20 protein-coding genes are annotated in these 22,258 nt (G+C 59.2%); 8 read left to right on the top strand and 12 right to left on the bottom strand.

The features are described 5' to 3' along the window. Positions 1–29 precede the first annotated feature (29 nt). Both GH722_19855 and GH722_19860 read right to left on the bottom strand, forming a co-directional pair. Positions 30–932: an SMP-30/gluconolactonase/LRE family protein gene (locus GH722_19855; protein MRG74020.1), complete on the bottom strand. Its 903-nt coding sequence runs from the start codon at positions 930–932 to the stop codon at positions 30–32. Continuing rightward, the gene (locus GH722_19860) at positions 929–2,107 is read right to left on the bottom strand and encodes a CoA transferase (GenBank protein ID MRG74021.1); all 1,179 of its coding nucleotides are present in this window, start codon (positions 2,105–2,107) and stop codon (positions 929–931) included. Before GH722_19860 ends, GH722_19855 begins: the two co-directional genes overlap by 4 nt. Positions 2,108–2,212: 105 nt before the next feature. Here GH722_19860 and GH722_19865 point away from each other — a divergent pair, with 105 nt between their 5' ends. Further along, positions 2,213–3,559 carry an aspartate aminotransferase family protein gene (locus GH722_19865; protein ID MRG74022.1) on the top strand — a complete coding sequence of 449 codons (1,347 nt, stop codon included), beginning with the start codon at positions 2,213–2,215 and terminating at the stop codon, positions 3,557–3,559. Position 3,560: 1 nt separating this feature from the next. Then, entirely contained in the window at positions 3,561–4,436 is an 876-nt protein-coding gene (locus tag GH722_19870; protein MRG74023.1) for a 3-keto-5-aminohexanoate cleavage protein, read from the top strand. Between the two features lie 21 nt (positions 4,437–4,457). Here GH722_19870 and GH722_19875 read toward each other — a convergent pair whose 3' ends face one another. From GH722_19875 to GH722_19890, 4 genes are all read right to left on the bottom strand, one after another. Continuing rightward, complete coding sequence (locus GH722_19875) at positions 4,458–5,294, bottom strand: helix-turn-helix domain-containing protein (protein ID MRG74024.1); 837 nt, start codon at positions 5,292–5,294, stop codon at positions 4,458–4,460. Between the two features lie 125 nt (positions 5,295–5,419). Beyond that, positions 5,420–5,908 (bottom strand): GAF domain-containing protein, encoded by a 489-nt coding sequence (locus GH722_19880; GenBank protein MRG74025.1) that lies wholly within the window; start codon positions 5,906–5,908, stop codon positions 5,420–5,422. Positions 5,909–5,925: 17 nt separating this feature from the next. Then, positions 5,926–7,683: a gamma-glutamyltransferase family protein gene (locus tag GH722_19885; GenBank protein ID MRG74026.1), complete on the bottom strand. Its 1,758-nt coding sequence runs from the start codon at positions 7,681–7,683 to the stop codon at positions 5,926–5,928. Positions 7,684–7,697: 14 nt separating this feature from the next. Further along, positions 7,698–8,603, bottom strand: a complete 906-nt coding sequence (locus tag GH722_19890) for an MBL fold metallo-hydrolase (protein MRG74027.1) — start codon at positions 8,601–8,603, stop codon at positions 7,698–7,700. An 85-nt stretch (positions 8,604–8,688) separates the two neighbouring features. Here GH722_19890 and GH722_19895 point away from each other — a divergent pair, with 85 nt between their 5' ends. The 5 genes from GH722_19895 (at position 8,689) to GH722_19915 (ending at position 14,795) form a co-directional block, all read left to right on the top strand. Further along, entirely contained in the window at positions 8,689–9,468 is a 780-nt protein-coding gene (locus GH722_19895; protein MRG74028.1) for a GntR family transcriptional regulator, read from the top strand. 79 nt (positions 9,469–9,547) lie between these two features. Then, on the top strand, positions 9,548–10,486 hold the full coding sequence (locus GH722_19900) for a tripartite tricarboxylate transporter substrate binding protein (protein ID MRG74029.1): 939 nt from the start codon (positions 9,548–9,550) through the stop codon (positions 10,484–10,486). Between the two features lie 17 nt (positions 10,487–10,503). Continuing rightward, positions 10,504–11,103: a hypothetical protein gene (locus GH722_19905; GenBank protein MRG74030.1), complete on the top strand. Its 600-nt coding sequence runs from the start codon at positions 10,504–10,506 to the stop codon at positions 11,101–11,103. Positions 11,104–11,115: 12 nt separating this feature from the next. Beyond that, positions 11,116–12,720 (top strand): hypothetical protein, encoded by a 1,605-nt coding sequence (locus GH722_19910; GenBank protein ID MRG74031.1) that lies wholly within the window; start codon positions 11,116–11,118, stop codon positions 12,718–12,720. Positions 12,721–12,803: 83 nt separating this feature from the next. Further along, complete coding sequence (locus tag GH722_19915; GenBank protein MRG74032.1) at positions 12,804–14,795, top strand: NAD(P)-binding protein; 1,992 nt, start codon at positions 12,804–12,806, stop codon at positions 14,793–14,795. 2 nt (positions 14,796–14,797) lie between these two features. Here GH722_19915 and GH722_19920 read toward each other — a convergent pair whose 3' ends face one another. From GH722_19920 to GH722_19935, 4 genes are read right to left on the bottom strand one after another with little or no spacing between them, the layout of a single operon-like run. Continuing rightward, positions 14,798–15,526 carry an SDR family oxidoreductase gene (locus GH722_19920; GenBank protein ID MRG74033.1) on the bottom strand — a complete coding sequence of 243 codons (729 nt, stop codon included), beginning with the start codon at positions 15,524–15,526 and terminating at the stop codon, positions 14,798–14,800. Between the two features lie 26 nt (positions 15,527–15,552). Then, positions 15,553–16,953, bottom strand: coding sequence for an AMP-binding protein (locus GH722_19925; protein ID MRG74034.1), 1,401 nt, complete (start codon positions 16,951–16,953; stop codon positions 15,553–15,555). Next, positions 16,916–17,791 (bottom strand): amidohydrolase family protein, encoded by an 876-nt coding sequence (locus GH722_19930; protein MRG74035.1) that lies wholly within the window; start codon positions 17,789–17,791, stop codon positions 16,916–16,918. The genes GH722_19925 and GH722_19930 overlap by 38 nt, the downstream gene beginning before the upstream one ends. 2 nt (positions 17,792–17,793) lie before the next feature. After that, on the bottom strand, positions 17,794–18,945 hold the full coding sequence (locus GH722_19935) for an acyl-CoA dehydrogenase (protein ID MRG74036.1): 1,152 nt from the start codon (positions 18,943–18,945) through the stop codon (positions 17,794–17,796). A gap of 56 nt (positions 18,946–19,001) precedes the next feature. Between GH722_19935 and GH722_19940 the strand changes: the two genes are divergently transcribed. Then, on the top strand, positions 19,002–20,606 hold the full coding sequence (locus tag GH722_19940) for an FAD-binding protein (protein ID MRG74037.1): 1,605 nt from the start codon (positions 19,002–19,004) through the stop codon (positions 20,604–20,606). On the opposite strand, the gene GH722_19945 is transcribed toward GH722_19940, so the two are convergent. Together GH722_19945 and GH722_19950 are read right to left on the bottom strand one after the other, a co-directional pair. After that, complete coding sequence (locus GH722_19945; GenBank protein ID MRG74038.1) at positions 20,600–21,358, bottom strand: glucose 1-dehydrogenase; 759 nt, start codon at positions 21,356–21,358, stop codon at positions 20,600–20,602. The two genes, GH722_19940 and GH722_19945, sit on opposite strands and share 7 nt — an antisense overlap. 1 nt (position 21,359) lies before the next feature. Further along, positions 21,360–22,211: a UTRA domain-containing protein gene (locus GH722_19950; GenBank protein MRG74039.1), complete on the bottom strand. Its 852-nt coding sequence runs from the start codon at positions 22,209–22,211 to the stop codon at positions 21,360–21,362. Positions 22,212–22,258 lie beyond the last annotated feature (47 nt).

The following is a 22,258-nucleotide window of genomic DNA, read 5'->3' on the forward strand; positions in this document are numbered from 1 at the left end:
CTTGTTCTCTTTTGCATTCGGTTTCTGTCTCAGGTCCGGTCGAGATGCCCGACGCGGATGCGATAGACCGCACCCTGCTGGGCCTCGACAATATAAAGGTAGCTGTCATCCGGACCGCCAAAGGTAACGGACGTAACCCAGAGACCGCCGGGCGTGCGGATTTCGGCGACAGGGTCGCCCATGGCGGTCAGCAGCCAGACCCGGCCGGCCTGTGCATGAGCAATTGCCACACGCCCCCGCTGATCCACGGCCAGTCCGTCCGGGCCGAGCCCTCCCGCAAGCTGTACCCACAATCCGGCCATCGGTTGCACCGGATCGGTCCATTCCGTGTTCAGACGCCAGACCGCATTGGCACGTGTGGCGGCAACGTAAACCAGTTTTCCGTCCGGGCTCAGCGCCACACCATTCGGGTAGGGCACATTCGACAATGGCTGTTGCAGCCGACCGTCAGCCCGGAGGACGAACAGCCGCCCGGTCGGGTCGGTCAGGCTGGTCCGGCCGGAATCGGTGAACCAGATGTCTCCATTCGCAGCGACGGCCAGATCCGATAAGCCGCGGAAGGATTCGGTGTTTGTGCTGGCGCAGAGGGTTTCGAAGATACCGGTTCCGGGATCAAAAGCCTGCAGGCCGAGCAGATAATCAACAAGTGCCAGCCGCCCGTCAGCCATCGGTTTGACCGCATGGGGCTGGCCTGCTGTCTGAGCTTCCAGATTCCAGACGCCCTGAGGGTTGATCGAGAATACCCGGCCAAAAGGAACATCGGTCAGCCAGAGCGACCCATCTTCAGTGAAGCAGGGGCCTTCCAGAAAGGAGTGCAATGTCTGGCCGGGGCGGGCCGCATTGACCCAGCTGTTCATTGGTCCGTCCCAGTGCAGCCTATCCGGCAGGACGGTCCAGACCTCGGCATCCAGCCGGATCGGAGCGGTAATCATACGACACCTTCCCGGTGCAACTGGCTGATTGCATCGCTGTCGTGACCCAGCGACCGGAGGATTTCATCGGTATGTTCGCCAAAGCCGGGGGGGCGCCGGTCAATTGCCGGGCCGTCATGCTCAAAGGAAAAGGCGGCGACCGGGGTGATGACCGGTGCCGTGCTGTCGCCCGGTCCGGCCTCGAACTGGTGAAGGAAGGGGCGTGCCCTGAGTTGCGGGTCGTGGGCGGCGTCTGCCAGCGGGCGGACAACCTCCGCGGCAAAGCCCCGTTGTTCCATCCATGCTTGCCAGTCGGTGGCGGTGCGCTGTCGCATGATCGGCTCCAGTGCCACTTTCATGCGTTCCGATCGTGCCCAGAGGTCTTCCCAGCAGTCCGTCTCGCCAAGGTCGTGCTGATCAAATCCTTCATCGGCAAGGGCCTGCCAGAAACGCCGGTTCTGGCCGGGGGTGAAGACGCCCAGCATGACTACGCCATCAGCGGTTTCGTAGGACTGGATCGTGGCTTCCTTGCCCCGGCTGGCTTTGATGGGATGAAGGGCCGCCGACATTTCCGGTGCCATCATGATCATGACCGTTTCCAGCATCGAACAGTCGATATGCTGCCCCTCACCATCGCGCTGCCGCTGAAACAGGGCTGCGGAGATCGCAAAGGCGGCGTTCATGCCGGCACCGTAATCAACAAAGGACAATCCGGGTTTGCGTCCGCCGGTCTGGGCAATCGCGCCGGACGTTGCCTGTATGACATTATCATAGGCGGCAACACCGGCTTTCGGACCCTGTCCGCCAAATCCGGTCATGGAACAGTAGATCAGGGCGGGGTTGATCTGACGCAGATCGTTGTAACCCAGCCCAAGCCTGTCCATTGCGCCGGTACGGTAATTTTCAAGGAAGACGTCAGCGGTCGCGACCATCTGACGCAGGATCTCGCGGCCTTCCTCCGATTTCAGATTCAGGGTCATGGCGCGCTTATTGCCGCCCTGTACCTGATAGTTCAGACCGCGAAGCGCTGCGTTCTGGTCCGGATCGGGACCGCGGCCACGGGCACAGTCCGGCTCGCCAGGCGGCTCGATCTTGATGACATCAGCCCCAAGCACAGCCAGCTGGTAAGCGCAGAATGGTCCTGCAAGGACATGGGTGAGGTCCAGTACCTTCAAACCCTCAAATGCACGTGACATCAACCCCTCCCGGTTTGCAGCGGCACCGCCTTAAACCTTTCATCTTGTTTTTTATACGTACGCATGTTTTATATATCAACCATTAAAACCCGAATGAGTATCCATATGTCAGCGCTTCTGCACAGGAGTCTCACCTCCGAATTACCGACGGTTGTGCGCGGTGAAGGCCCTTATCTGTTCGACTCGAACGGAAAACGATACTTCGATGGATCATGCGGCGCAGCAGTTTCCTGCCTTGGTCACAGTCATCCGAAGGTTGTTGAAGCGATCAGGGAGCAGGTCGGGCAGGTATCCTATGCCCATACTTCCTTCTTTACGAACGAACCGGCAGAGCAACTGGCAGCACATCTGATTGAGCGTGCGCCGGAAGGCTTTGGCAAGGGGCGGGCGATGTTTGTCGGATCAGGATCGGAAGGTGTCGAGGCGGCGCTGAAACTGACACGGCAATACTGGATTGAAAAAGGCCGGCCGGAACGCAGCAATATCATTGCCCGCGATATGGCTTATCACGGTAACACGCTGGGTGCGCTGGCTGTTGGCGGCCATATGGCGCGTCGCGCTCCCTATGCTCCGATGCTGATGAATGTCGGACGTGTCCCGGCCTGTTATCCTTACCGCCGTCAGGAAATCGGCGAGTCGGATGCGGATTTCGGCGTCCGGATGGCAGAGACCCTGCGGGATGAAATCGAGCGTCTGGGGCCGGAAACGGTTGCCGGATTTTTCGTCGAGCCGGTTTCCGGGGCGACGCTGGGCTGCGTTCCTCCGGCTCCGGGCTACTTCCGCCGGATTCGTGAGATATGTGATGCCTATGACATTCTGCTGGTCGCTGATGAGGTGATGTGCGGCATGGGGCGGACCGGAACGCTGTTCGCAATGGAACAGGAAGGCGTCTGCCCGGACATTATCATCGTTGCCAAGGGTCTGGGAGCCGGTTTCCAGCCAATTGCCGGGGTTCTGGCGCGCGAAAGCGTGATTGATGCGATTGAAGCCGGCAGCGGCGCACTGGCAAATGGCCATACCTATATGAGTCATGCGGTTGCCTGTGCGGGTTCCCTGGCTGCGCTGAAAGTGATTGAGGACGAGAACCTGCTGGAGCGGGTTGTCTATCTCGGAAAATATCTGCGGGCCGGGCTTGAAAGCCGTTTCGGCCAGCATGCCCATGTTGGTGATATCCGTGGACGGGGCCTGTTTCAGGCAATGGAATTCGTCACCGACCGTGAAACGAAGGAACCTTTCCCGAAAGAATTCGCACTGGCCGCCCGGTTCAAGGCAACCGCGATGCAGGCAGGTCTGGTAACCTATCCTTCTGCCGGTTGCGCGGATGGTGTGCTTGGCGATCACCTGTTGCTGGCCCCGCCCTATATCTCGACGGAAGAACAGATCGATAGCATGATCGATATTTGTGACGATGTATTGCGCCAGTGTCTGGCGGAACAGAAAACGGCGGCCTGATATGACAGATAAAACCATCCTGACCTGTGCGGTAACCGGCAATCTGACCATGCCGTCGCAGAATCCCAACCTGCCGATCACCCCGCAGCAGATTGCTGATGCGGCGCTGGAAGCAGCCTCGGCCGGAGCGGCGATTGTTCATTGTCATGTCCGCGATCCGGAGACCGGCAAGGGCTCAATGGAGGGTGCGTTATATGCTGAACTGGTCAGCCGCATTCGCGAAAAGAATACCGATCTGATCATCAATCTGACGACTGGTGAGGGTGGGCGTTTCATTCCGTCTGAAGATGAACCCCGTCTGGCGGCCGAAGGATCGACCCTTTGCCGTCCGGAAAGCCGTGTCGCGCATGTGGAGGCGCTGAAGCCGGATATCTGTACACTTGATCTCAATACCATGTGGTCGGGACGTGCGGCGGTGATCAATACGCCGGATAACCTGAAGATCATGGCAGAGCGGATTTATGCTGCCGGTGTGAAGCCGGAGTTCGAGGTGTTTGATTCCGGGGATGTTCAGTTGATGAATCATTTCCTCGACATGGGCATTCTGAAATCCCCCCCGATGGTGCAGATGGTGCTGGGTGTCCGCTATGGTGCCATCGCCTCGCCGGAGACCATGATGTATCTTCGCGGTCTGCTGCCTGCCGGATGCGACTGGGCCGGGTTCGGTATTGGCCGCAATGCGTTTCCGATGGTCGCGCAGGCTTATCTGCTTGGCGGGCATGTTCGGATCGGCATGGAGGATACCGTGCATATCAGCCGTGGCGAGCTGTGCCGGGGGAATGCGCAACTGGTCGAGAAGGCGGTTGGTATTGTCGAGACGCTGGGTGGCACCATGGCGACGGCGCAGGAAGCCCGCGGGATCCTGGGGCTGTCCTGACCGGTTGGGGCGGATGGCGGTTCAGTTGCCGCTGTAACCCAGCCGTTCGGAAATCAGGCCAGCAGCGCGGATGACTTCCGGTTTGTAGAAATCCTCGAACTTTGAATGATCGAAGGCGCTGTCCGGGCCGGAAATGTCGATTGCAGCGACAATGGCCCCGTCCTTGTTGAAGACAGGGGCGGAAACCGAGCAGCCACCCTGTTCTGCAAAACCACGGCTGATGATATAGCCCTGGGTGGCAGCCAGCATAACCTTCTCCATCAGGGCCTGCAGCGTGACCGGTGTCTTATCGGTCAGCGGCTCCAGCGTTGCGCCCTTGAATAACGTGGCGATGTCCCGGCTGGCGATGTCCGACATCAGCAGCCAGCCCAGTGGCGAGGCATGGGCACCAAGCCGCGCGCCCACATTGACGTTACTCTGGAAGCCGGTCCGGGCCTGAACGCAGTCGAGGAAAAGCACGTCACGGCCATCCCGGATGGCGAGATGGGCTGAGACGTTGGTGGCATCGCGGAGGGCTTCCAGGTCGCGCCGTGCGACCTGAATGATGCTCTGGGTGTTCAGGAAAGCGAATCCGAGATTCAGGACACGGGCACCAAGCTGATAAGACCGGTCATCTGACGACAGTTCCAGACACCCCATATACCGCAGCGTATAGATAAGACGGAACGCGGAGGAGCGACTGACACCAAGGCTGTCGGCAATCTCTGTTACGGTCAGTGGTTTGCGGGCGGCGGCGACAATCTCAAGCACGTTCAGGCCACGTTGCAGGCCCGGAACCAGATAGGTGCCGTGATTCTTGTTCAGTGCTGCACCGTCTTCACCAATTTGTGGCTCGTCCGACATTCGCGGCTTTCTCATTTAAATGATCTGACTGATTGCTTCGCTGACGATGCTTCTAGCATTGGTAGGCCGCTGCCAACACTGCTTTTTGTTTACCTGTAAAACAAAAAGTGAGGGGCGGGCTGTCAGGAAAGGAACAGTCTTCAGCGGGATAACAGAGTTCCGGCCAGCCCGCTGGCGATGATCGAGGCAAGCCCAACCTGTGATTCATAGTAGTACCCGGCTTCATGCAGCAGGTTCAGGGTGCCGATAGTCTTGCCGTGGCAACGGATGGGAATGTTGAGAATTGACCGCAGGCCAAGGCTGTCGATCAGTTCATGGTCGTTGAAGTGACGCCTGATATCGGCCGCTTCATAGCCAATGTAATACCGGCCTTCCTGAAGGACGTGGCGGCCCCAGTCGGTATCACGCTTCTGCTTGCGGCCACCTGCCGGATAGGCTTCGGGATTGCTGGAATAGCAGCGTTCAACCTCCATGGCATCGGCATGAAAGGCCATGATGGTACATAACCGGTGGCCGATCAGCTGTCCGGCTGCCCGGTCTGCTGCCTGAAAAGCCTCACTGTCTGTGGTCGCTTCTCCGACAAGTCGGGTGAAGGAGGCAAGGGCGTCCAATTGGTCTGTCTGCTGCATCATATTTCCAGAGTTGTTCATGCGCCCCACGCGGTGCCGGCGCGGCGCGGGTCTGCGCCAGCCTGAATTTTGCCGCTGTCAGGATCCCGGACAACAGCCAGTACGCCGCCTGCTTTCCAGGTTCCGTCCTGCCAGCATTCGACCTTGTGGCCGCGGCCGGTCAGGTCTTCGGCAATCGTTTCATGCAGGCTGTTTTCAATCATCAGGAGACCGGGGTGATAACTGTTCGGGGCAAAGGATGAAGGATAGTTGTATGAGGCAAATCGCGGAGCCTCAATCGCCTGCTGGATATCCATGCCATGAACGAACCGGTTCAGATAGACCTGTATCATGGCCTGAATCTGCACATCCCCGCCGGGGGTGCCGAAGGCCATCAGCGGCTTGCCATCTTTGATGGCCATTGCCGGATTTGGGGTCAGTCGGGGGCGTTTGCCCGGCGCAACGGCATTCAGGGAACTGGCTGTCCCGCGGGATTGCGACCCACGCGATGAAGGGCAAAGGCCGGTTCCGGGGATAACCTCGGTATCGGCTGAGGTGTCGCTGGGCGTGGCCGAGAACATGTTGCCGAACCGGTCGATGACCGCGACATAGGAGGTGTCGGCGGATGCCGGGTCCTGAACCAGAGGCAGGGTGTGATGCGGATCGCCTGAACCGGTCGCGCCGGAACTGCCCTGACCTGATGCGGCGGTCAGGATGGCCTCACCGGTATGCGGGTTTCCGGCAGGCGGCATTTCCCCAAACGCCTTTGCCGGATTGATCAGACCGCGACGGGCAGCGAGATAGCTTTCATCCAGCAGTCCGGCGACCGGAATGTCAGCAAAGGCCGGGTCGGTGATGTGTGTTTCACGATCGGCGAAGACCAGATTGAACAGTTCGGTCAGGGTATGAACATAATCCGCTGAATTGTATGGCGTTGCCCGGATATCAAGCCCGTTGAGCATCTTGAATGCCTGGGCCAGCGAGAAGCCCTGACACCAGGGGCCGCAGGTGAGAATTTCCGCGTCACCGAAGTTGATGCTCATCGGTGCTTCCAGCCGGACCTGATAATCAGCCATATCGTCAGCCCGCAGGAAACCGCCATTGGCGATGTGATGATCGGTGATGGTCCGTGCGATATCACCGCGATAGAAGGCGTCTCTTGCCGCCCTTAACCCGGCTATCCGGTCGCCCCCGGCTGTGGCTTCCTCATCGATCATATACTGGATGGTGGCGGCCAGGTCGCTCTGGACGAAAATGTCGCCAACCACTGGCGGGCGTCCACCGGGCAGATAGATGTCGGCACCGGCCGCAGTCCGGCGATAGGCATTTTCATTGTCGGCAATGAACTGGGCAAAGATAGGATAAGTCGGAAATCCTTCACGGGCGTAAGAAGCCGCGAAACGGGCAACTTCGCCATAGCTCATCGTGCCATAGCGGATCAGCGCCTCGATCCAGGCTGCGGGTGCGGCGGGAACAACTGTCCGCGCCAGCCCTTCCGGCATGGCGCCGCCATGTTCCCGTTCGAAATAATCCACGGAAGCCAGTTTCGGCCAGACACCAAGGCCGTCGATGGTCACGGTCTCTCGGCTGTCGGCAAGGCGGATCATGATCGGGGCGACACCGGCGAAGTTCACCAGGTCGCTGTGCAGCACACCCAGCGCAATGCCGGCGGCGACACCGGCATCAATGGCGTTGCCGCCATTCTGGAGGACTTCCATCCCGGCTTTTGTCGCCAGATCATGCCCGGCAGAAATAGCGTGATTGCTGGCACGTATCATGGCCCGTGTTTCGAACATCCGGTGTCTCCTGATCAGTCGATGCGATGGGGGTATTTTACGTTCAGCGACAGTTCCATGAGGTCTCGACCGATGATGATGTTACCGTCATAGACCGTCTTCATTTCGGTCACCAGTTGTTCCAGAACCCCCGGCTGATCAAGCAGATGGATGAAGTGGGTCAGGACGACGGTTTTTACATTGGCGCGGCGGGCAATCTCAGCAATGTCCATATGATTGCCGCTGGCATCGCGATAGCCCTGTGTCGGTTCCATGCCCGACGCGAAATGACACATATGAATCAGCATGTCGCAGTCCCGGGCCAGTTCGATCATGCTGTCCGGGACACCACCGCTGTCACCTGAATAGACCAGCGTTCCGGCTTCGGTTTCCATACGAAATCCGAGGCAGTCCAGAATCGGCTGAAAATGGGCAGCTTCACCGACCGTGATGCGCCAGTCCTTGCCCTCGATGACATCGCCCGGAACGACTTCATGAATTTCCGGCTTTGGCTTCTGCCGGGGCAGGATGCCGCCGCGTGAGACATAGACATCCTTGCTGGCCTGGTGGCTGACACGGGATTCAATGTCGAGGCCGAAAACGCTGTCCTCTCCAATGATACGGTCGGTAATACGGGCCAGCGGCTGCGGTCCATAAACTTTCAGCTCAGGAATTTTGCCGGCACCGATATCCCAGCGCTGCAACAGCAGCCGTGGGTAATCCATCATGTGATCATAATGCATATGGCTGATGAAGGCGTGGGTGACCCTGGTTGGATGGCAGCCGGCTTCCAGCAACCGGTGCGCGGCACCCGGTCCATGATCCATGACGATGACGTCATCGCCGATTTCAATCAGGTAGCCCGAACTCTGGCGGGTCAGGGATGGGGCGGGGGTGCCGGTGCCGAGCAATGTGATCTTCAATTCAGTCTCCTGCCTGATGCGATGTTTTTTCTGGGTCTATTGATCGCAATTCATCGATATACTATAGAGTATATAGTTCAAAACTAATTAGTAAAAGATTGAAATGGCCGCGGCGGAAATCGCACTCGATGAACTGGTGGAATGTGTCGCCGACGATGCGTCGGGTGCTTCCGGCCCGAAATATGTCCGGCTGTTCGAGGCTTTTTCAGATTGTGTGATCTCCGGGCGCTTTAAGCCGGGTGAGCGCGTGCCGACCGAGACCGAACTGGCCAGAAACCTGCCTTACAGTGTCGGAACGGTTCAGAAGGCGCTGGCGCAACTGGTGTCGAACGGTCTGATTGTCCGGCATCGTCGTACCGGGACTTTCATTGCGGAGCGACGGTCGCAGGCCAACAAGGTCTTCGTTTATCGGTTCAGGGATCCGGCGACGGGCAAGATGATGCTGCCGTTTGTGCGGACGCTGGCGGTCACTGTTGATGAGAGCGATGGCCCCTGGCGTCGTGCGCTGAACGTGAAACGGATGGTGCGTGTTGACCGGCTTGTCTGGTTCGACCAGCAGCCTCCCGCTTTCTCCAGCGTTTATTTCAGCTATGCGCACGGGAAAGACTATCTGGATGAGCCGGTTGAGAATCTGCACGGTTCGTCACTGCACGCCATGATGATCGAACGTTTCAATCTGCCGACCCTCCGTATGGAGCACAGCATCGGCTGTATGGAACTGTCAGATGTTGCCTGCGAGAACCTTATTCTGCCGTCAGGGGCCATGGGAATGGTCTGGGATATCAAGGACTTTTCGTTTCAGGATACGCCGATCCTGTTCCAGCGGTATCAGTTGCCGCCGGGACACCGGCCAATCGAGATAACGGAAAGCTATGGAGCTTGAAGGAATGCTGCCACAATAGGGCGCTTCCTGATGGGAATGACGAAAACAAGAACGCGTTTCAACAGAGGAGAGCGAATTGATGAAAAGATTAATTCCGATTGTTGCCGCCATCGCGATGATGGCCGGCCACGCCCATGCCGAGTGGGCACCGAAAGGTCCGATCAAGCTTTGGATCGGTTTTGGTGCCGGTGGCGGTACAGATACCCAGGCCCGTGCGCTTGCGGAAGAGCTGCAGGCCCTTAAAGGCTGGCGGATCATTCCGGAGAACAAGGCGGGCGGTGGCGGTGCCGTTATGGCAGCGCAGCTCAAGGGTGAACCGGCTGATGGACAGACCATCGGTTTCGCCATCAACACCACCTTCGATTTCGCCACCATCGGCAGTGAAAATATCTCGATTGATGATTTCACTTACATCACCATGACGGCCGGTTCGCAGATGGCTGTTCTGGCGCGTGCCGACAGCGGCTGGAAAACCCTTGAAGACATGGTCGCTGCCGCCAAGAGCGGCACCAAGATTGTCTGGGCAAACTGGGGCAACCAGGTTCAGGCCGGCGCCGAAGTTGTGGCCCGTCATTATGGTATCGAAGTCAATCATCTGCGTGGCGAGGGTGGCCGTTCGGCGATCAACGCACTGGTTGCCAAGGATGCGAATGTTGGCTGGGGTGGCGGCGTGCAGGGACCACTGGTTGCTGCAGGTGAACTGGTCATCCTGGCGTCGGCTGAGCCGTCACCGCTGGTGCAGGCACCGGAAGGCAAGACGCTGATCGACCGGGGTATCATGACCACCGGCCTCGGCTTCCAGTTTCTTCTGGCAGGTCCGAAGGGAATGGATACGGAAGCACGTGATGCGATTGCCAAGGCAATTCACGAAGTGCTGTCCAATCCGGAATCGAAGACAGCCCAGTTCGTGACCAAGCAGTATCCCCCGGGACCGCTGATGACCTCGGGCGACGAACTGACGAAGCAGCTCAAGGCGAACCTTGAGGCGAACAAAGAACTCGTCAAGCTGGTGAAGTGAGCACAGAGCGCTCATCGATGAACAGACGCAACGCGCCGGACCCGTGGGATATCGGGTTCGGCGTGATTGTGTTTGTGGCGTCTCTGCTGGCGATTTTCGTCTGGTTTCCGGCGGATATCCGCGGCGGGTTCATGCATATCAACATCACCGGCAAGGAAGAACCCGGCGATGCTTTTTTTCCGATCCTGCTGTCGGCAACGCTCGCCATTCTGAGCGCCCTTCAGGTGATCATTTCTCTCTTGCGCGGTTCACCGCCAATCACGCCCGGTGAACAGGGCAGACTGACACGGGAAAACCTGCTGTTTTTAGCCGGGTTTCTGGCGATCTGTGTCACCGGTCTGACCGTTATGTACGGGCTGGGACCGGTCACGGTCTGGGTTATGCAGCAATTCGGACTACTGGATGTCGGCTATCGTTATCTGACAGATACAGCGCCATATAAATATCTCGGCTATGTGGTGGGCGGCATCTCGATGACGGTTGCCCTGATTGCCTGGACCGAGGGCAGGGTGCGACCGGTCAGTGTGCTGACCGTGGTGATCGTGCTGACCACCATGATCCTGATCTTTGATCAGTTGCTGACCAATGTCCTGCTTCCCCCTAACGCCGAATTCTAGGTCAGCGCCCCTATGGAACTCGTTCTTGAATATGTGATCCGCGGTATCACAGATGTTTTCTTTGCAAGCGACGGCAGCTTTGACTGGCTGCCGATTGCCATGGTCTTTACCGGCCTGCTGGTTGGTATCATCGTCGGGGCAACCCCCGGACTGAATGGCCCCTTTGCGATGGCCTTGTCGTTGCCGGTGCTGATCTGGGTGTTTGGTGTCAGCAATGACGCCCTGCTGCCGATCCTGGGATTTCTGATCGGGGTGATGAAGGGGGCGACCGTTGGCGGTGCCGTACCTGCCATCCTGTTCAATACGCCGGGGACACCTGATGCCTATCTGACGACGCTTGACGGGCATCCGATGGCGATGAAGGGCGAAGGCCCGAAGGCGCTGAAGGTGGCACATTTCAGCTCGGTCTGTGGTGACAGCTTCAGCGATATGGCGTTGTTCCTCACAGCCCCGGTGCTGGCGATCCTGATCGAAAGTGTGCTCGACCTGCCAGAAAAGGCGGCACTTATCATTCTCTCCCTGTCCTTCATGGCAGCTGTTGCCGGCAGCGCCCCGATGAAGGGTCTGGTGATCGGCGTGTTTGGCATGTTGCTGGCACTGATGGGCTCAACCCTGTCCGGGAACGGCCCGCGCATGACCTTTGGCATTCCGGAACTTGGTGGCGGGCTGCCGCTGTCTTCAGCCATTCTCGGTGTGCTGATCGTTGGCGAGGTGTTTATTGGTATCGAAACCGCAGCACGCGAGCGGTTGCGCAACGCCGGAATCAGTATGACGCCCGTACTCGGCGACAATCGCCTGCGACTGGCGGATATCAAACGCATCATGCCGGTGATTTTCTCGTCTTCGATCATCGGCACGGCGATTGGCGCGCTGCCCGGTATCGGAACAACCCTTGCCGCCACCCTCGGCTATGATTTTGCCAAGCGCTTCTCAAAAAATCCCGAGCGTTACGGCACAGGTATTCCGGAGGGTGTCGCGGCGACGGAGGCGGCGAATTCCTCGGTCTCTGGCGCCAACCTGATTCCGGTGATGAGTCTGGGTATTCCCGGTAACTTTGCTGCTGTCTTCATCATTCTGGCGGTGGAATCGGTGGGTGATTTCACCCTCGGCCCGCAGGTCTTCCGCTTTACAGAAATCAAGGAGATTGAAGGTTACGGGACAATCATCAACAAGGATCTGGTGATTGCGTTCGCCATGTTCACCCTGATGGTATTCGCCAACATCTTCAACTGGACCGTCGGCGGGGTCGTCATGCGTTCGCTTGGGGTGCTGGCCCGGGTTCCGAAATCCATCATGCTGCCAGTGGTCATGCTGATCACGCTGACAGCGGTCTATGCGCAGGATGGTGGGTTCGTAGCGATCTGGGTGGTGATGATCTTTGGTCTGATCGGTTATGTGTTGCGACGGCTGGATATCTCGATCCTGCCTTTCGTGATCGGCTTCCTGCTGTCGCCACGTCTAGAAGAACTGATCCGGGGTGGTTATTCCGCATCGGGCGGTGATCCCTGGTTCCTGCTGAAATCACCGATTGCGCTGCTGTTTCTGGTGGGTGCCGTCTTCATCATCTACTTCGCAACCCGGCGGGCAAAAACAAAAGCTGTCACCGCCGACGCCTGACACCTGCGGTTACAGATTGCGGGATCTATCCGTGAAATGTTATAGATATAGAACATATTTGTAGCATTACATGGAATATTGCGATGTCCGGGATCCGCTATCCGCATGTTTTTCAGCCGCTCCGCATTGGTAATGTCGAGGTACGGAACCGGATCATGGTTCCCGCACATACGACAAACTTTGGCGAAGATAACCTGCCAAGTCAGCGGCATCTGGACTATCACCGGGCGCGGGCAGCCGGTGGAGTGGGCCTGATCATTTTCGAGGCGATCCGGGTGCACCGGTCCAGCCTCGGGCGCAAGCAGGGGGTCAATGGATATGACCGCGCCTGCATTCCAAAGTTCCGGGAAATAGCTGAAGCGGTGCAGGCTGAGGGCGGGCGGTTGTTCGGTCAGATCATCCATCTTGGCCGCCATATCGACGGCAACTTTACCCGTACACCAAGCTGGAGCGCGTCCGATACACCCTGGACCGCCATGGCCCCGGCCCCGCATCCGATGACCGTTGATGAAATCAGGGAAGTCACTACCGCCCATGCAGAGGTCGCCTGCAATCTGCTGGAAGCCGGCCTCGACGGGATCGAGTTGCAGATGGCGCATGGTCATCTGCTGCAACAGTTTCTGTCTCCTGCGGTCAACCGGCGAACCGATGATTATGGCGGCTCGCCGGAGAACCGGCTGCGTTTTCCGGTCGAGACCCTCCAGGCGGTTCGCAATGCAATCGGCCCCGATGCCTGTCTGGGGATCCGGATCAGTGCAGACGAGTTTCTGGAAGGCGGGCTGACCATCGAGGATATGTGCGATATCGTGCCGAAACTGGTTGCGGCGGCCAAGGTGGATTTCGTCAATGTTTCGCACAGCGCCTATCACGGCAGCTACACCATTGCGACGCAGATGGCCGACATGTCTTTTCCGAAAGGGACCTTCTGGCCGCTGACAACACGTATCCGTCAGGCACTGGAGCCGGTCAGTAACCGGCCGGTTGTCATGTCGGTTTGTCAGTACCGCACAATCGCAGATGCCGAGGCAATGCTGTCCTCTGGTGATACAGACATGGTTGGTATGGCCCGGGCCCATATTGCTGACCCGGAACTGGTCAATAAGGCAGCGCAGGGCCGGGAAACTGAAACGATCCCCTGTATCGGCTGCAATCAGGGCTGTGCCGGGATGCTGGCCCATAATCTCGCAATTACCTGCCTGACCAACCCGCGGACGGGGAAGGAGGGGGAATGGCTGAAACCGGACCTGACACCGGCCACTGACCGGAAGCGCGTGCTGGTGATCGGTGGTGGACCGGCCGGTGCCGAAGCCGCATGGACTGCCGCAGCACGGGGGCATGACGTAACCTTGTGGGAACGCGGTGATCGTCTGGGCGGTGAACTGAACCGGATCGAGAAGATGCCGTTACGGGCTGAATTCCTGCAACTTCTGGAGCATCAGAAACGCCGGCTGGAACAGTATGAGGTGAAGACCGAACTGGGGCGCAGCGCCGATCTCGACAGTGTCCGGTCCTTCATGCCGGATACGGTCATCATGGCAACGGGTGCCCGTGCTGTCGGGCAGTCTTTCCCAGAAGGGGGCAGAGGGCTGACCTTCGCTGAGGCGCTGGCCGATGTCAGTGCGCTGGGATCACGCATTGTGATGCTGGATGCGCTGGGGACCTGGGCGGTCTCCGGAATGGCAGAGTATCTGGCAGACCTCGGGAAACAGGTGACCCTGATTGTGCCGACCGGCACGCCGGCCTGGACTGTCAGCGTCTATTCTTCCTATGCCCTGCGCCATCGCCTGCGGGAAAAGCAGGTCAGGATCATCGGTACTCATGCGATCCGGTCATGGGATGGCGAGAAGGTACAACTGACGGACCTGTCTCTGGGAGAGGCTGGCCCCGAACTGACGGCCGACAGTGTGATCGCCCCACTGCACGGTCATGCTGATGACCGCCTGACATCGGAGCTGATTGCCTGGCGCAATGAAGCGAATGCCCCCGTCGATATCCGCTCTGCCGGTGACTGCCAGTCCCCGCGGACAGCACTGGAAGCTGTGTTTGAGGGGCAGGAAGCGGGCCGGCTGGTCTGAAGTCAGCCCATCCGCAGGCCGCCATTGACGGCGAGGACGGCACCGGTGGTGAAGGCGGCTTCGGGGGATAGCAGGTAGGCCACGGCGGCAGCGATTTCTTCAGGCTGGCCCATGCGTTTCAGCGGGGTCGAGGCGGACATCGCGGCTTTCTTTTCAGCGGGATGGGCGGCCAGCATCGGTGTTTCGATTGCACCGGGGGCGACACTGTTCACCGTGATCTTTCGCGGGGCAAGCTCCTGCGCCATTGATTTGGTCAGGGCTTCAACCCCGCCTTTCGATGCTGCATAGGCCGTGCCTGTGATGACCCCGCCGGTTTGTCCTGCCAGCGAGCCCAGCGTCACGATCCTTCCGCCATCGACCAGCCAGTCACGTGCAGCCTGACTGCACAGGAAAAACCCGGTCAGGTTGATGGTGATGATTTCGGTCCAGCGGGCCAGTGTCAGGTCCGCCAGCTTGCCGTTATCGACAACCCCGGCACAGAGCACGAGGGCGTCAAGAGCTGGCACGGCCTTGCGTGCGCTGTCGAAGGCACTGGCAATGCTGTCCGGGCTGGTCAGGTCGATCGGGACGGCGATACCGCCGGTCTCTGCTGCCATGGCATCCAGCGCCGGTGTGGCGAGGTCCATGCAGACCAGCGGACGGTATCCGTCGCGGGCGGCGCGTCGGGTGATGGCAGCACCGATGCCTCCGGTGGCACCGACGATACAGGCAGAACGTGGGGATTGGCTCATTTTTCCTGGTCCTTTGCTCTGGTCGATCAGCGCAGATCAATCAGGCGTTTAGATTTAAGTGATTTCTCGGTGTCGAAAATTTCGCGGGCATCAACCAGATCGATCTCCGGACGTACACCAACAGCGGCCTTTACCAGTTCCGCCATCTCACCCGCGAATTCGTCGCCGGTTGCCACATTGGCGGCAACACGTACGGTCAGCCGGTCCATAGACAGCCGGTCATTCGGGTCTGTCCGGTCGATCACGATCTGATATTCCGCGACCCGGTCATCTGCGATCAGTGCCTTGCCCAGCAGGGCCGGGTTGATCAGCATGCCCTTGACCTTCACCAGGTCGTCGGCACGGGATGGCATTTCGACAAAGCGGTCCGTCGTTGCATGACAATGCGGGCAGGCTTCCCGCGACAGCACGGTCAGGTCACCAAGGGCATAGCGCAGCAGCACGGTGCCGCGACGGTTCAGATGGGTCATCACGGCCATGCCGCGCTGGCCATCCGGCAGTGGTTTGTGGCTTTCCGGGTCGACGACCTCGAAATAGAACTCGTCCGGGGCCGGGTTGTGATATCCGGCACCGGGCTGGCATTCGACGGTGCCGACCTGCATTTCAGTCGCGGCATAGGATACGCTGACCAGCGGGTTCTTTGCCCCCATATTGACCAGACGGCGGGTCATGTCATCGCGCATTTCTTCGGTTACGGCCTCGCCGGTAACGAAGACCAGTCGCACAGCAGAGAAGTCCGCGCCGTTTTCTTCAGCCTGCAGGATGACGCGGCGGGTATAGCTGGCAACACCCCAGAGAATTGTGGCGCGGGTCCGGGCGACAGTTGCCACGACCTCGTCCATACCCGAACTCCAGTGGAAATAGGGGGATGGCTTGCCGGGAAGCGGACTGACCACCGGTATTTTCATCGCGTTCGCGGCGGCGATGGTACGGTGATAGGCCCCATAGGGATGAACGGTCAGCGGGCAGAGATTGGCTATGATATCGTTTTCATTTACGCCCCGGATTTCCAGCGCCCGGCGGTTGGTGGTCAGGATGTTGTAGAAATCGTAGGTCGTGGAATAGAAGGGCGTGGGGATGCCGGTCGACGTGCCCGTGGTATGCATGACATCCCATGTAACCTGCATTTCAATCGGCAGATCCCTGCAATCCATGCGGAAGGCTTCCGGTTCCGCCATATAGTCTTTCTTGGCAATGATCGGAATCCGGCTGATATCTTTCAGGCCGCCGATATCGCTGCGCTTCAGCCCCATATCGGCAAATCGCTGGCGATAATAGGGATGGCGCTCAAACACCAGATCAAGAGTGGCCGCGAAATTCCGTTCCTGAACGGCGTCGATTTCGTCACGGCTGCGGTACGGCAGGTCGGCAATCATCTCGTCCATCACGTCAGCCTCTCTGGTCCAGTTTGAAGATGCGGATCGCATTGTCGCGGAGGAACATCTTTCGTGATTCCGGGCGCAGCTTCAGCGCGTCAACTTCCCGGCGATAACGATCAAAGGTCAGGACCGGATAGTCGGTGCCGTACATGACCTTGTGACGGCCGTAGGAATCGATGTAGCGGACGAAGCTTTCAGGCCAGTATTTCGGCGCATGCGCGTCGGCGATGATATAGACGTTGTCATGTTTCCAGGCCATGGCGATCATTTCGTCGGTCCAGGGAATACCGATATGAATTCCGATCAGCTTCAGTTCCGGAAAGTCGCAGGCCACGCCGTCGAGCGTGATCGGACGGCCGACACTGCGCAGCGGTCGTTCCTTTGCATAGACCAGCGACTGGCCGACCTGCAGCATGTAGGGAATATCGAGCTCAACGCATTTGGCATAGAACGGGTAATAGCGCGCATGATCGGGTGCCAGTTCAAACCAGTGAGGATAGCAATGTGCGCCGATGAAGCCGTATTCCTTTACGGATCGTTCCAGCGCGCGAACGCCATCCATACCTTCCGTCGGGTCAATGCCAGCCAGCCCGTAAAAGCGGTCGGGGTATTTCTGTACGGCTTCATGGACCATTTCGTAAGGCAGATGCCAGCTGGCCGGTAAGCCGATCTGGCCGGTCTTGTTGGCAACCAGAAAGGCGCGCTCCGTTCCGGCGGCGTCCATTTGGCGCAACATGTCTTCGTAGGTCGTGCCTTCCATGACGCTGTCGTCGCGCCCGAATTTCTCACGGTGGAACTTGCCGCCCCAGTCCGGGCGCATCCGGACAATTTCAGGTGTATGCGGGTTTACGACTGTGTCGATGGCAAGAATATCGAAATCACTCATGATCAGTCCTCTGTCAGTCCGAGATCGCGGGCAATGATGCCGCGCTGAATTTCACTGGAACCTTCACCGAAGGTATAAAGACGCGCATCGCGCCAGTATCGCTGCATGTCGCTTTCCGCCGCGTATCCGGCGCTGGCCATGATCTGCATGCCGTCGTCGGTGACACGGTGGAGGGCCTCTGTTGCGACCAGTTTGGCCTGTGCCGCCAGCCGGGTGCAGTCTTCGCCCTGATCAATTGACCAGGCCAGTTTGCCAACCATCAACCGGGAAAGGTCGACCGCCGTCTGCATATCAGCCAGCCGGTGTGAGATGGTCTGGAAACTGCCAATGGAGCGACCGAACTGCCGGCGTTCCCTTGCATGGGCCAGCGCGCAATCCACTGCGGCCTGTGCGACGCCGGTAACCGAGGCAGCCAGCCCGGCGCGGGCATATTTCAGGGTATTGCGCAGAATGCTGAACCCTTTTCCAACCTCGCCAAGCACCGCATCATCGGGGACAAAGACATCCTCGAACCCGATATCCCAGGACAGCGAGCAGTTGTTTCCGACCTTGGCCAGCGGGGTCATGGATATGCCGGGCGCATCCGGTGGAATCAGGAACATGGTGACGCCTCTGGTGCCACGCTTTTCAGCGCCGGTACGGCAGGCGGTCACCATATAAGTCGCTGATTCTGCACCACTGATCCAGGTTTTGCGGCCATTGACCCGCCATCCGCCCTCAACCTTTGTTGCGCGGGTGATGATCCCTCCGGCATCACTGCCGGCACCGGGTTCGGTCAGGGCAAGGGCAAAGGCTGCGTCGCCGGCGATCAGTTTCGGTATCAGTTCCTGTCGTTGTTGTGCATTGCCTCCGGCCCGTATGGATTCAAGGCCGAAGCAGGTCACGCGGTTGAGCAGGGCAACCGCCATGAAGGCGTGATAACCCATACGTTCCTGAACCAGCACCAGTGTCTGCCAGTCACCGCCAAGGCCGCCATCGGCTTCTGGTGTGGTGATTCCGAGCAGGCCCATTTCACCCATCAGGGGCAGCAGATGATAGGGCGGATCGGCTTCCGCGTCGCGGCGACGTACCTCTGCCGGCGGCAGATGTTGCACCATGAAACGGTCGATACTGTCGAGCAGCATGCGTTGTTCATCGCTTACTGAGAAATTCAAACCGCCCTCCCATTGGTTGTTGCCAAGCGTCGGATGGTGCGCTGATTATCCTGACCATGACTGAAATACGTGATGCGATTATCATTGGAGCCGGTGCAGCGGGGGCCGCAGCGGCCTGGCGTTTGGCTACGTCCGGTATTGACGTGCTGTGTCTTGAACAGGGCGGCTGGGTTGACCCGGCGTCCTCGCCGTCTTCTGCGGATGACTGGGAGATCCGGCGACAGCAGGACTGGCATCCCAACCCCAATATCAGGCAGGCCGCGTCCGATTACCCGATTGATGACAGTACCAGCCCGATCCGGCCGCTGATGTATAATGGTGTCGGTGGGTCGACGGTGATGTGGTCCTGCCATATCCCGCGGTTTCATCCCTCCGATTTCCGGACATTCAGTCTCGACGGTGTCGGTGACGACTGGCCGGTCTCCTACGAGGATCTGGCCCCCTATTATGACCTGAATGAAGCCATGATGGGAGTGGCCGGGCAGGCCGGACATGGAGCCTACCCGGAAATGGGCGAGGGACGCCTGCCGGCGGCGCCGTTGGGCAAGCCCGGGCGTCGTATGGCCGATTGCTTCGATGATCTCGGCTGGTCCTGGTGGCCGGCTGATCTGGCGGTGAACACCGCGTCGCATATGGGGCGTGATGCCTGCAACAATTGCGGTCCCTGCGAGTTGTATTGCCCGACCGGATCGAAGGGCTCGGTTGACCAGACCTACTGGCCCGCAGCCCTCGACGCGGGAGCTGAACTCCGAACCGGTGCCCGCGTCTTGCGGATCGAGACAGATGCCGACGGTCATGCCTCCGCAGTGATCTGGCGTGATGGCAGCGGCATTGTGCAGGAAACCAGAGCCCGGACCATTCTGCTGGCCGCAAATGGTATCGGTTCGGCCAGAATTCTGCTGATGTCGGAAAGCGGGCGGCATCCGCAGGGCCTTTCCAATCGTTCGGGACTGGTCGGACGACGGTTGATGCTGCACCCGCTGGCCCGCGTCTCTGCCTGTTTTGATGAGCCGATGGAGGGACATCTCGGCATTACGGCGGGGGGCTTCGTGTCGCATCATTTCTATGAAACAGATATGGCCCGCGGCTTTCCGCGCGGGGTGAAGCTTCAGATGCTCGGTACACATGGCCCGGCCCTGACGGCATTGGGCAGCCTTGGCAAGCGTATGGGCTGGGGTTCGGATCATCATCGTGAATTTGCGCAGTATTTTGGCCGGTCGTTCAGCCTGTCGGTCTGTGCTGACGATATGCCGGATACGGAAAACCGGATCGTGCTGAACAGTGAACGCACTGACAGTGATGGCCTGCCCTCCGCCCAGATGATCTACCGGGTATCGGAAGATGCCCGTGCCGCACTGGATTTCGGCATGGACAGGGCGCGGGAAGCGCTGGCCCATGCGGGCGGGGCCGGGTTTGTTGAGATGGATCTGGTGGCTGACGCCGGATTTCACCTCATGGGAACCGCCCGTATGGGGAATGACCGGGAGACCTCGGTACTGGATTCCTGGTGTGAGGCGCATGATACGCCGGGACTTTTCGTGATCGATGGCAGTTCGTTTGTTACCGGCGCGGCGGTCAACCCGACCAATACGTTGCAGGCGCTGGCGTTGCGTGCCGCAGACCGGATCAGGGAGACAAGGCGGCTGCGCGGTTCTCACTGAGCGATATAACCGCCGTCGACAACGAGGTCAGACCCGGCCATGAAGGCGGCGTCATCTGATGCCAGAAACAAGGCAGCACCGGCAATTTCATCAGGTTCGCCAATCCGACCAATCGGATGTTTGGGGCCTAGTGCAGCCTGCGCGCCCTCTGGTGTGTCATAGAAATCGAGCAGTCGTTCCGTCACAACGGCACCGGGCGACAGGCTGACCACCCTGATACCTTCAGCGGCATGGTCGAGAGCCAGAACCCGTGTGAACTGGATCAGCGCACCTTTGGAGGCACAGTAAGGTGCCCGGCCCTTCGAGCCGACGGAACCCAGCTGTGAGGCGACATTGATAATCACCCCGTTGCCGCGCTCCCGCATGGCGGGGAGAACAGCCCGGCACATCAGATAGGCACCGGTCAGATTGATATCGATGGCCCGCCGCCAGTCTGCCGGTGATAATTCCAGAATCGACTGGGTCGGCGTGATGGAAGCTGCGTTGTTGACCATAATGTCCAGCTTTCCGAATGCAGCGATGGCGGAGTCCACGGCCATCAGGCCGGAGGTTTCATCGGAGACATCAAGCTCGACTGCAACGGCCTGACCACCGGCTTCCGTAATTTTTCCGGCGGCCTCGCGGGCACCATCCGGATTAATGTCACCAATGACGACAGCAGCCCCTTCAGCGGCATACCGCCGGGCGATCGCAAAGCCGATTCCCCGGGCGGCACCGGTTACAAGGGCGGTCTTTCCGGCAAGTGTCGGCATGTCAGTCTGCTTCCGTAACGGGGGTCGGGGCTGCGCGTCCTGCGCTGCTTACAACAAAGGGGGCTTTGCCATCGGCGTCTGCCGGTGCGCGTTCCATATCCAGCCAGTATTGGAACCGGTCCGGCCGATAACGCGCCCGGACAAATTCCACCGGTTCGCCGCTCTCGTCATACATGACACGGTTTGCGGTGATCAGGGCGGTACCGACATCGACGCCAAGTGTGCGGGCGATGATGGGGTCTGCCAGGCCGGCCGAAATATTCTGACTGGCATGGGTCAGCTTACGGCCTGTTGATTCCAGCAGGTCGACCAGGGAGTCGGTTTCCAGCCGGGCGCGGTCGAAATGGGCCGCGATTTCGTAAGGCACATAGGCTACAATGAAGCTGAACGGGTTGCCGAGGGTCGACCGAACCCGCACCGTTCGCTGTACCTGCGCGCCATCTTCCAGCCGGAGCGCCCGCTTGACGTCCGAAGGCGGCAGGTCAATGCCGTATTCCAGAAGTTTAACCGTGGTTTCCTTGCCGATTTCAAACAGGCCGCTCAGGATATTCTTTACGTCGACACTGATGACATCGCGCCCGGGCTCGTAGGTGACATGTGTTCCGGCACCGCGGCGCCGGCGGACAAGCCCTTCGGCAGCCAGGTCTTCAACTGCGCGCCTTACCGTGATTCGCGAGACGCCGTACATGCGGGATAATTCCGCTTCACTGGGAATCAGGTCGCCATCGTTGAAGACCCCGGAGAGAATTTTATCGCGGAGTATCAGATAGACCTGATGATAGAGCGGCGTACGTAACTGATCGTTCGGACGGCTGTCCGCAGGCATCTCGCTGGTGCGGCTTTTAAGTGCCATTTGCTGCTCCCTGACTCTGTTTCCCGGTCGTTTCTGACCTCTCCCGA

The sequence above is a fragment of the Alphaproteobacteria bacterium HT1-32 genome (genome assembly GCA_009649675.1).
Classification (GTDB): Bacteria; Pseudomonadota; Alphaproteobacteria; order Rhodospirillales; family HT1-32; genus HT1-32.

Bases quoted from the DNA above. Each gene is read 5' to 3' on its own strand.
- GH722_19945 (MRG74038.1), bottom strand. From the start codon at position 21,358: ATGCCGACACTTGCCGGAAAGACCGCCCTTGTAACCGGTGCCGCCCGG.
- GH722_19950 (MRG74039.1), bottom strand. From the start codon at position 22,211: ATGGCACTTAAAAGCCGCACCAGCGAGATGCCTGCGGACAGCCGTCCG.
- GH722_19920 (MRG74033.1), bottom strand. From the start codon at position 15,526: ATGAGCCAATCCCCACGTTCTGCCTGTATCGTCGGTGCCACCGGAGGC.
- GH722_19910 (MRG74031.1), top strand. From the start codon at position 11,116: ATGGAACTCGTTCTTGAATATGTGATCCGCGGTATCACAGATGTTTTC.
- GH722_19885 (MRG74026.1), bottom strand. From the start codon at position 7,683: ATGTTCGAAACACGGGCCATGATACGTGCCAGCAATCACGCTATTTCT.
- GH722_19900 (MRG74029.1), top strand. From the start codon at position 9,548: ATGAAAAGATTAATTCCGATTGTTGCCGCCATCGCGATGATGGCCGGC.
- GH722_19870 (MRG74023.1), top strand. From the start codon at position 3,561: ATGACAGATAAAACCATCCTGACCTGTGCGGTAACCGGCAATCTGACC.
- GH722_19930 (MRG74035.1), bottom strand. From the start codon at position 17,791: ATGAGTGATTTCGATATTCTTGCCATCGACACAGTCGTAAACCCGCAT.
- GH722_19855 (MRG74020.1), bottom strand. From the start codon at position 932: ATGATTACCGCTCCGATCCGGCTGGATGCCGAGGTCTGGACCGTCCTG.
- GH722_19860 (MRG74021.1), bottom strand. From the start codon at position 2,107: ATGTCACGTGCATTTGAGGGTTTGAAGGTACTGGACCTCACCCATGTC.
- GH722_19880 (MRG74025.1), bottom strand. From the start codon at position 5,908: ATGCAGCAGACAGACCAATTGGACGCCCTTGCCTCCTTCACCCGACTT.
- GH722_19875 (MRG74024.1), bottom strand. From the start codon at position 5,294: ATGAGAAAGCCGCGAATGTCGGACGAGCCACAAATTGGTGAAGACGGT.
- GH722_19940 (MRG74037.1), top strand. From the start codon at position 19,002: ATGACTGAAATACGTGATGCGATTATCATTGGAGCCGGTGCAGCGGGG.
- GH722_19895 (MRG74028.1), top strand. From the start codon at position 8,689: ATGGCCGCGGCGGAAATCGCACTCGATGAACTGGTGGAATGTGTCGCC.
- GH722_19865 (MRG74022.1), top strand. From the start codon at position 2,213: ATGTCAGCGCTTCTGCACAGGAGTCTCACCTCCGAATTACCGACGGTT.
- GH722_19915 (MRG74032.1), top strand. From the start codon at position 12,804: ATGTCCGGGATCCGCTATCCGCATGTTTTTCAGCCGCTCCGCATTGGT.
- GH722_19905 (MRG74030.1), top strand. From the start codon at position 10,504: ATGAACAGACGCAACGCGCCGGACCCGTGGGATATCGGGTTCGGCGTG.
- GH722_19925 (MRG74034.1), bottom strand. From the start codon at position 16,953: ATGCGATCCGCATCTTCAAACTGGACCAGAGAGGCTGACGTGATGGAC.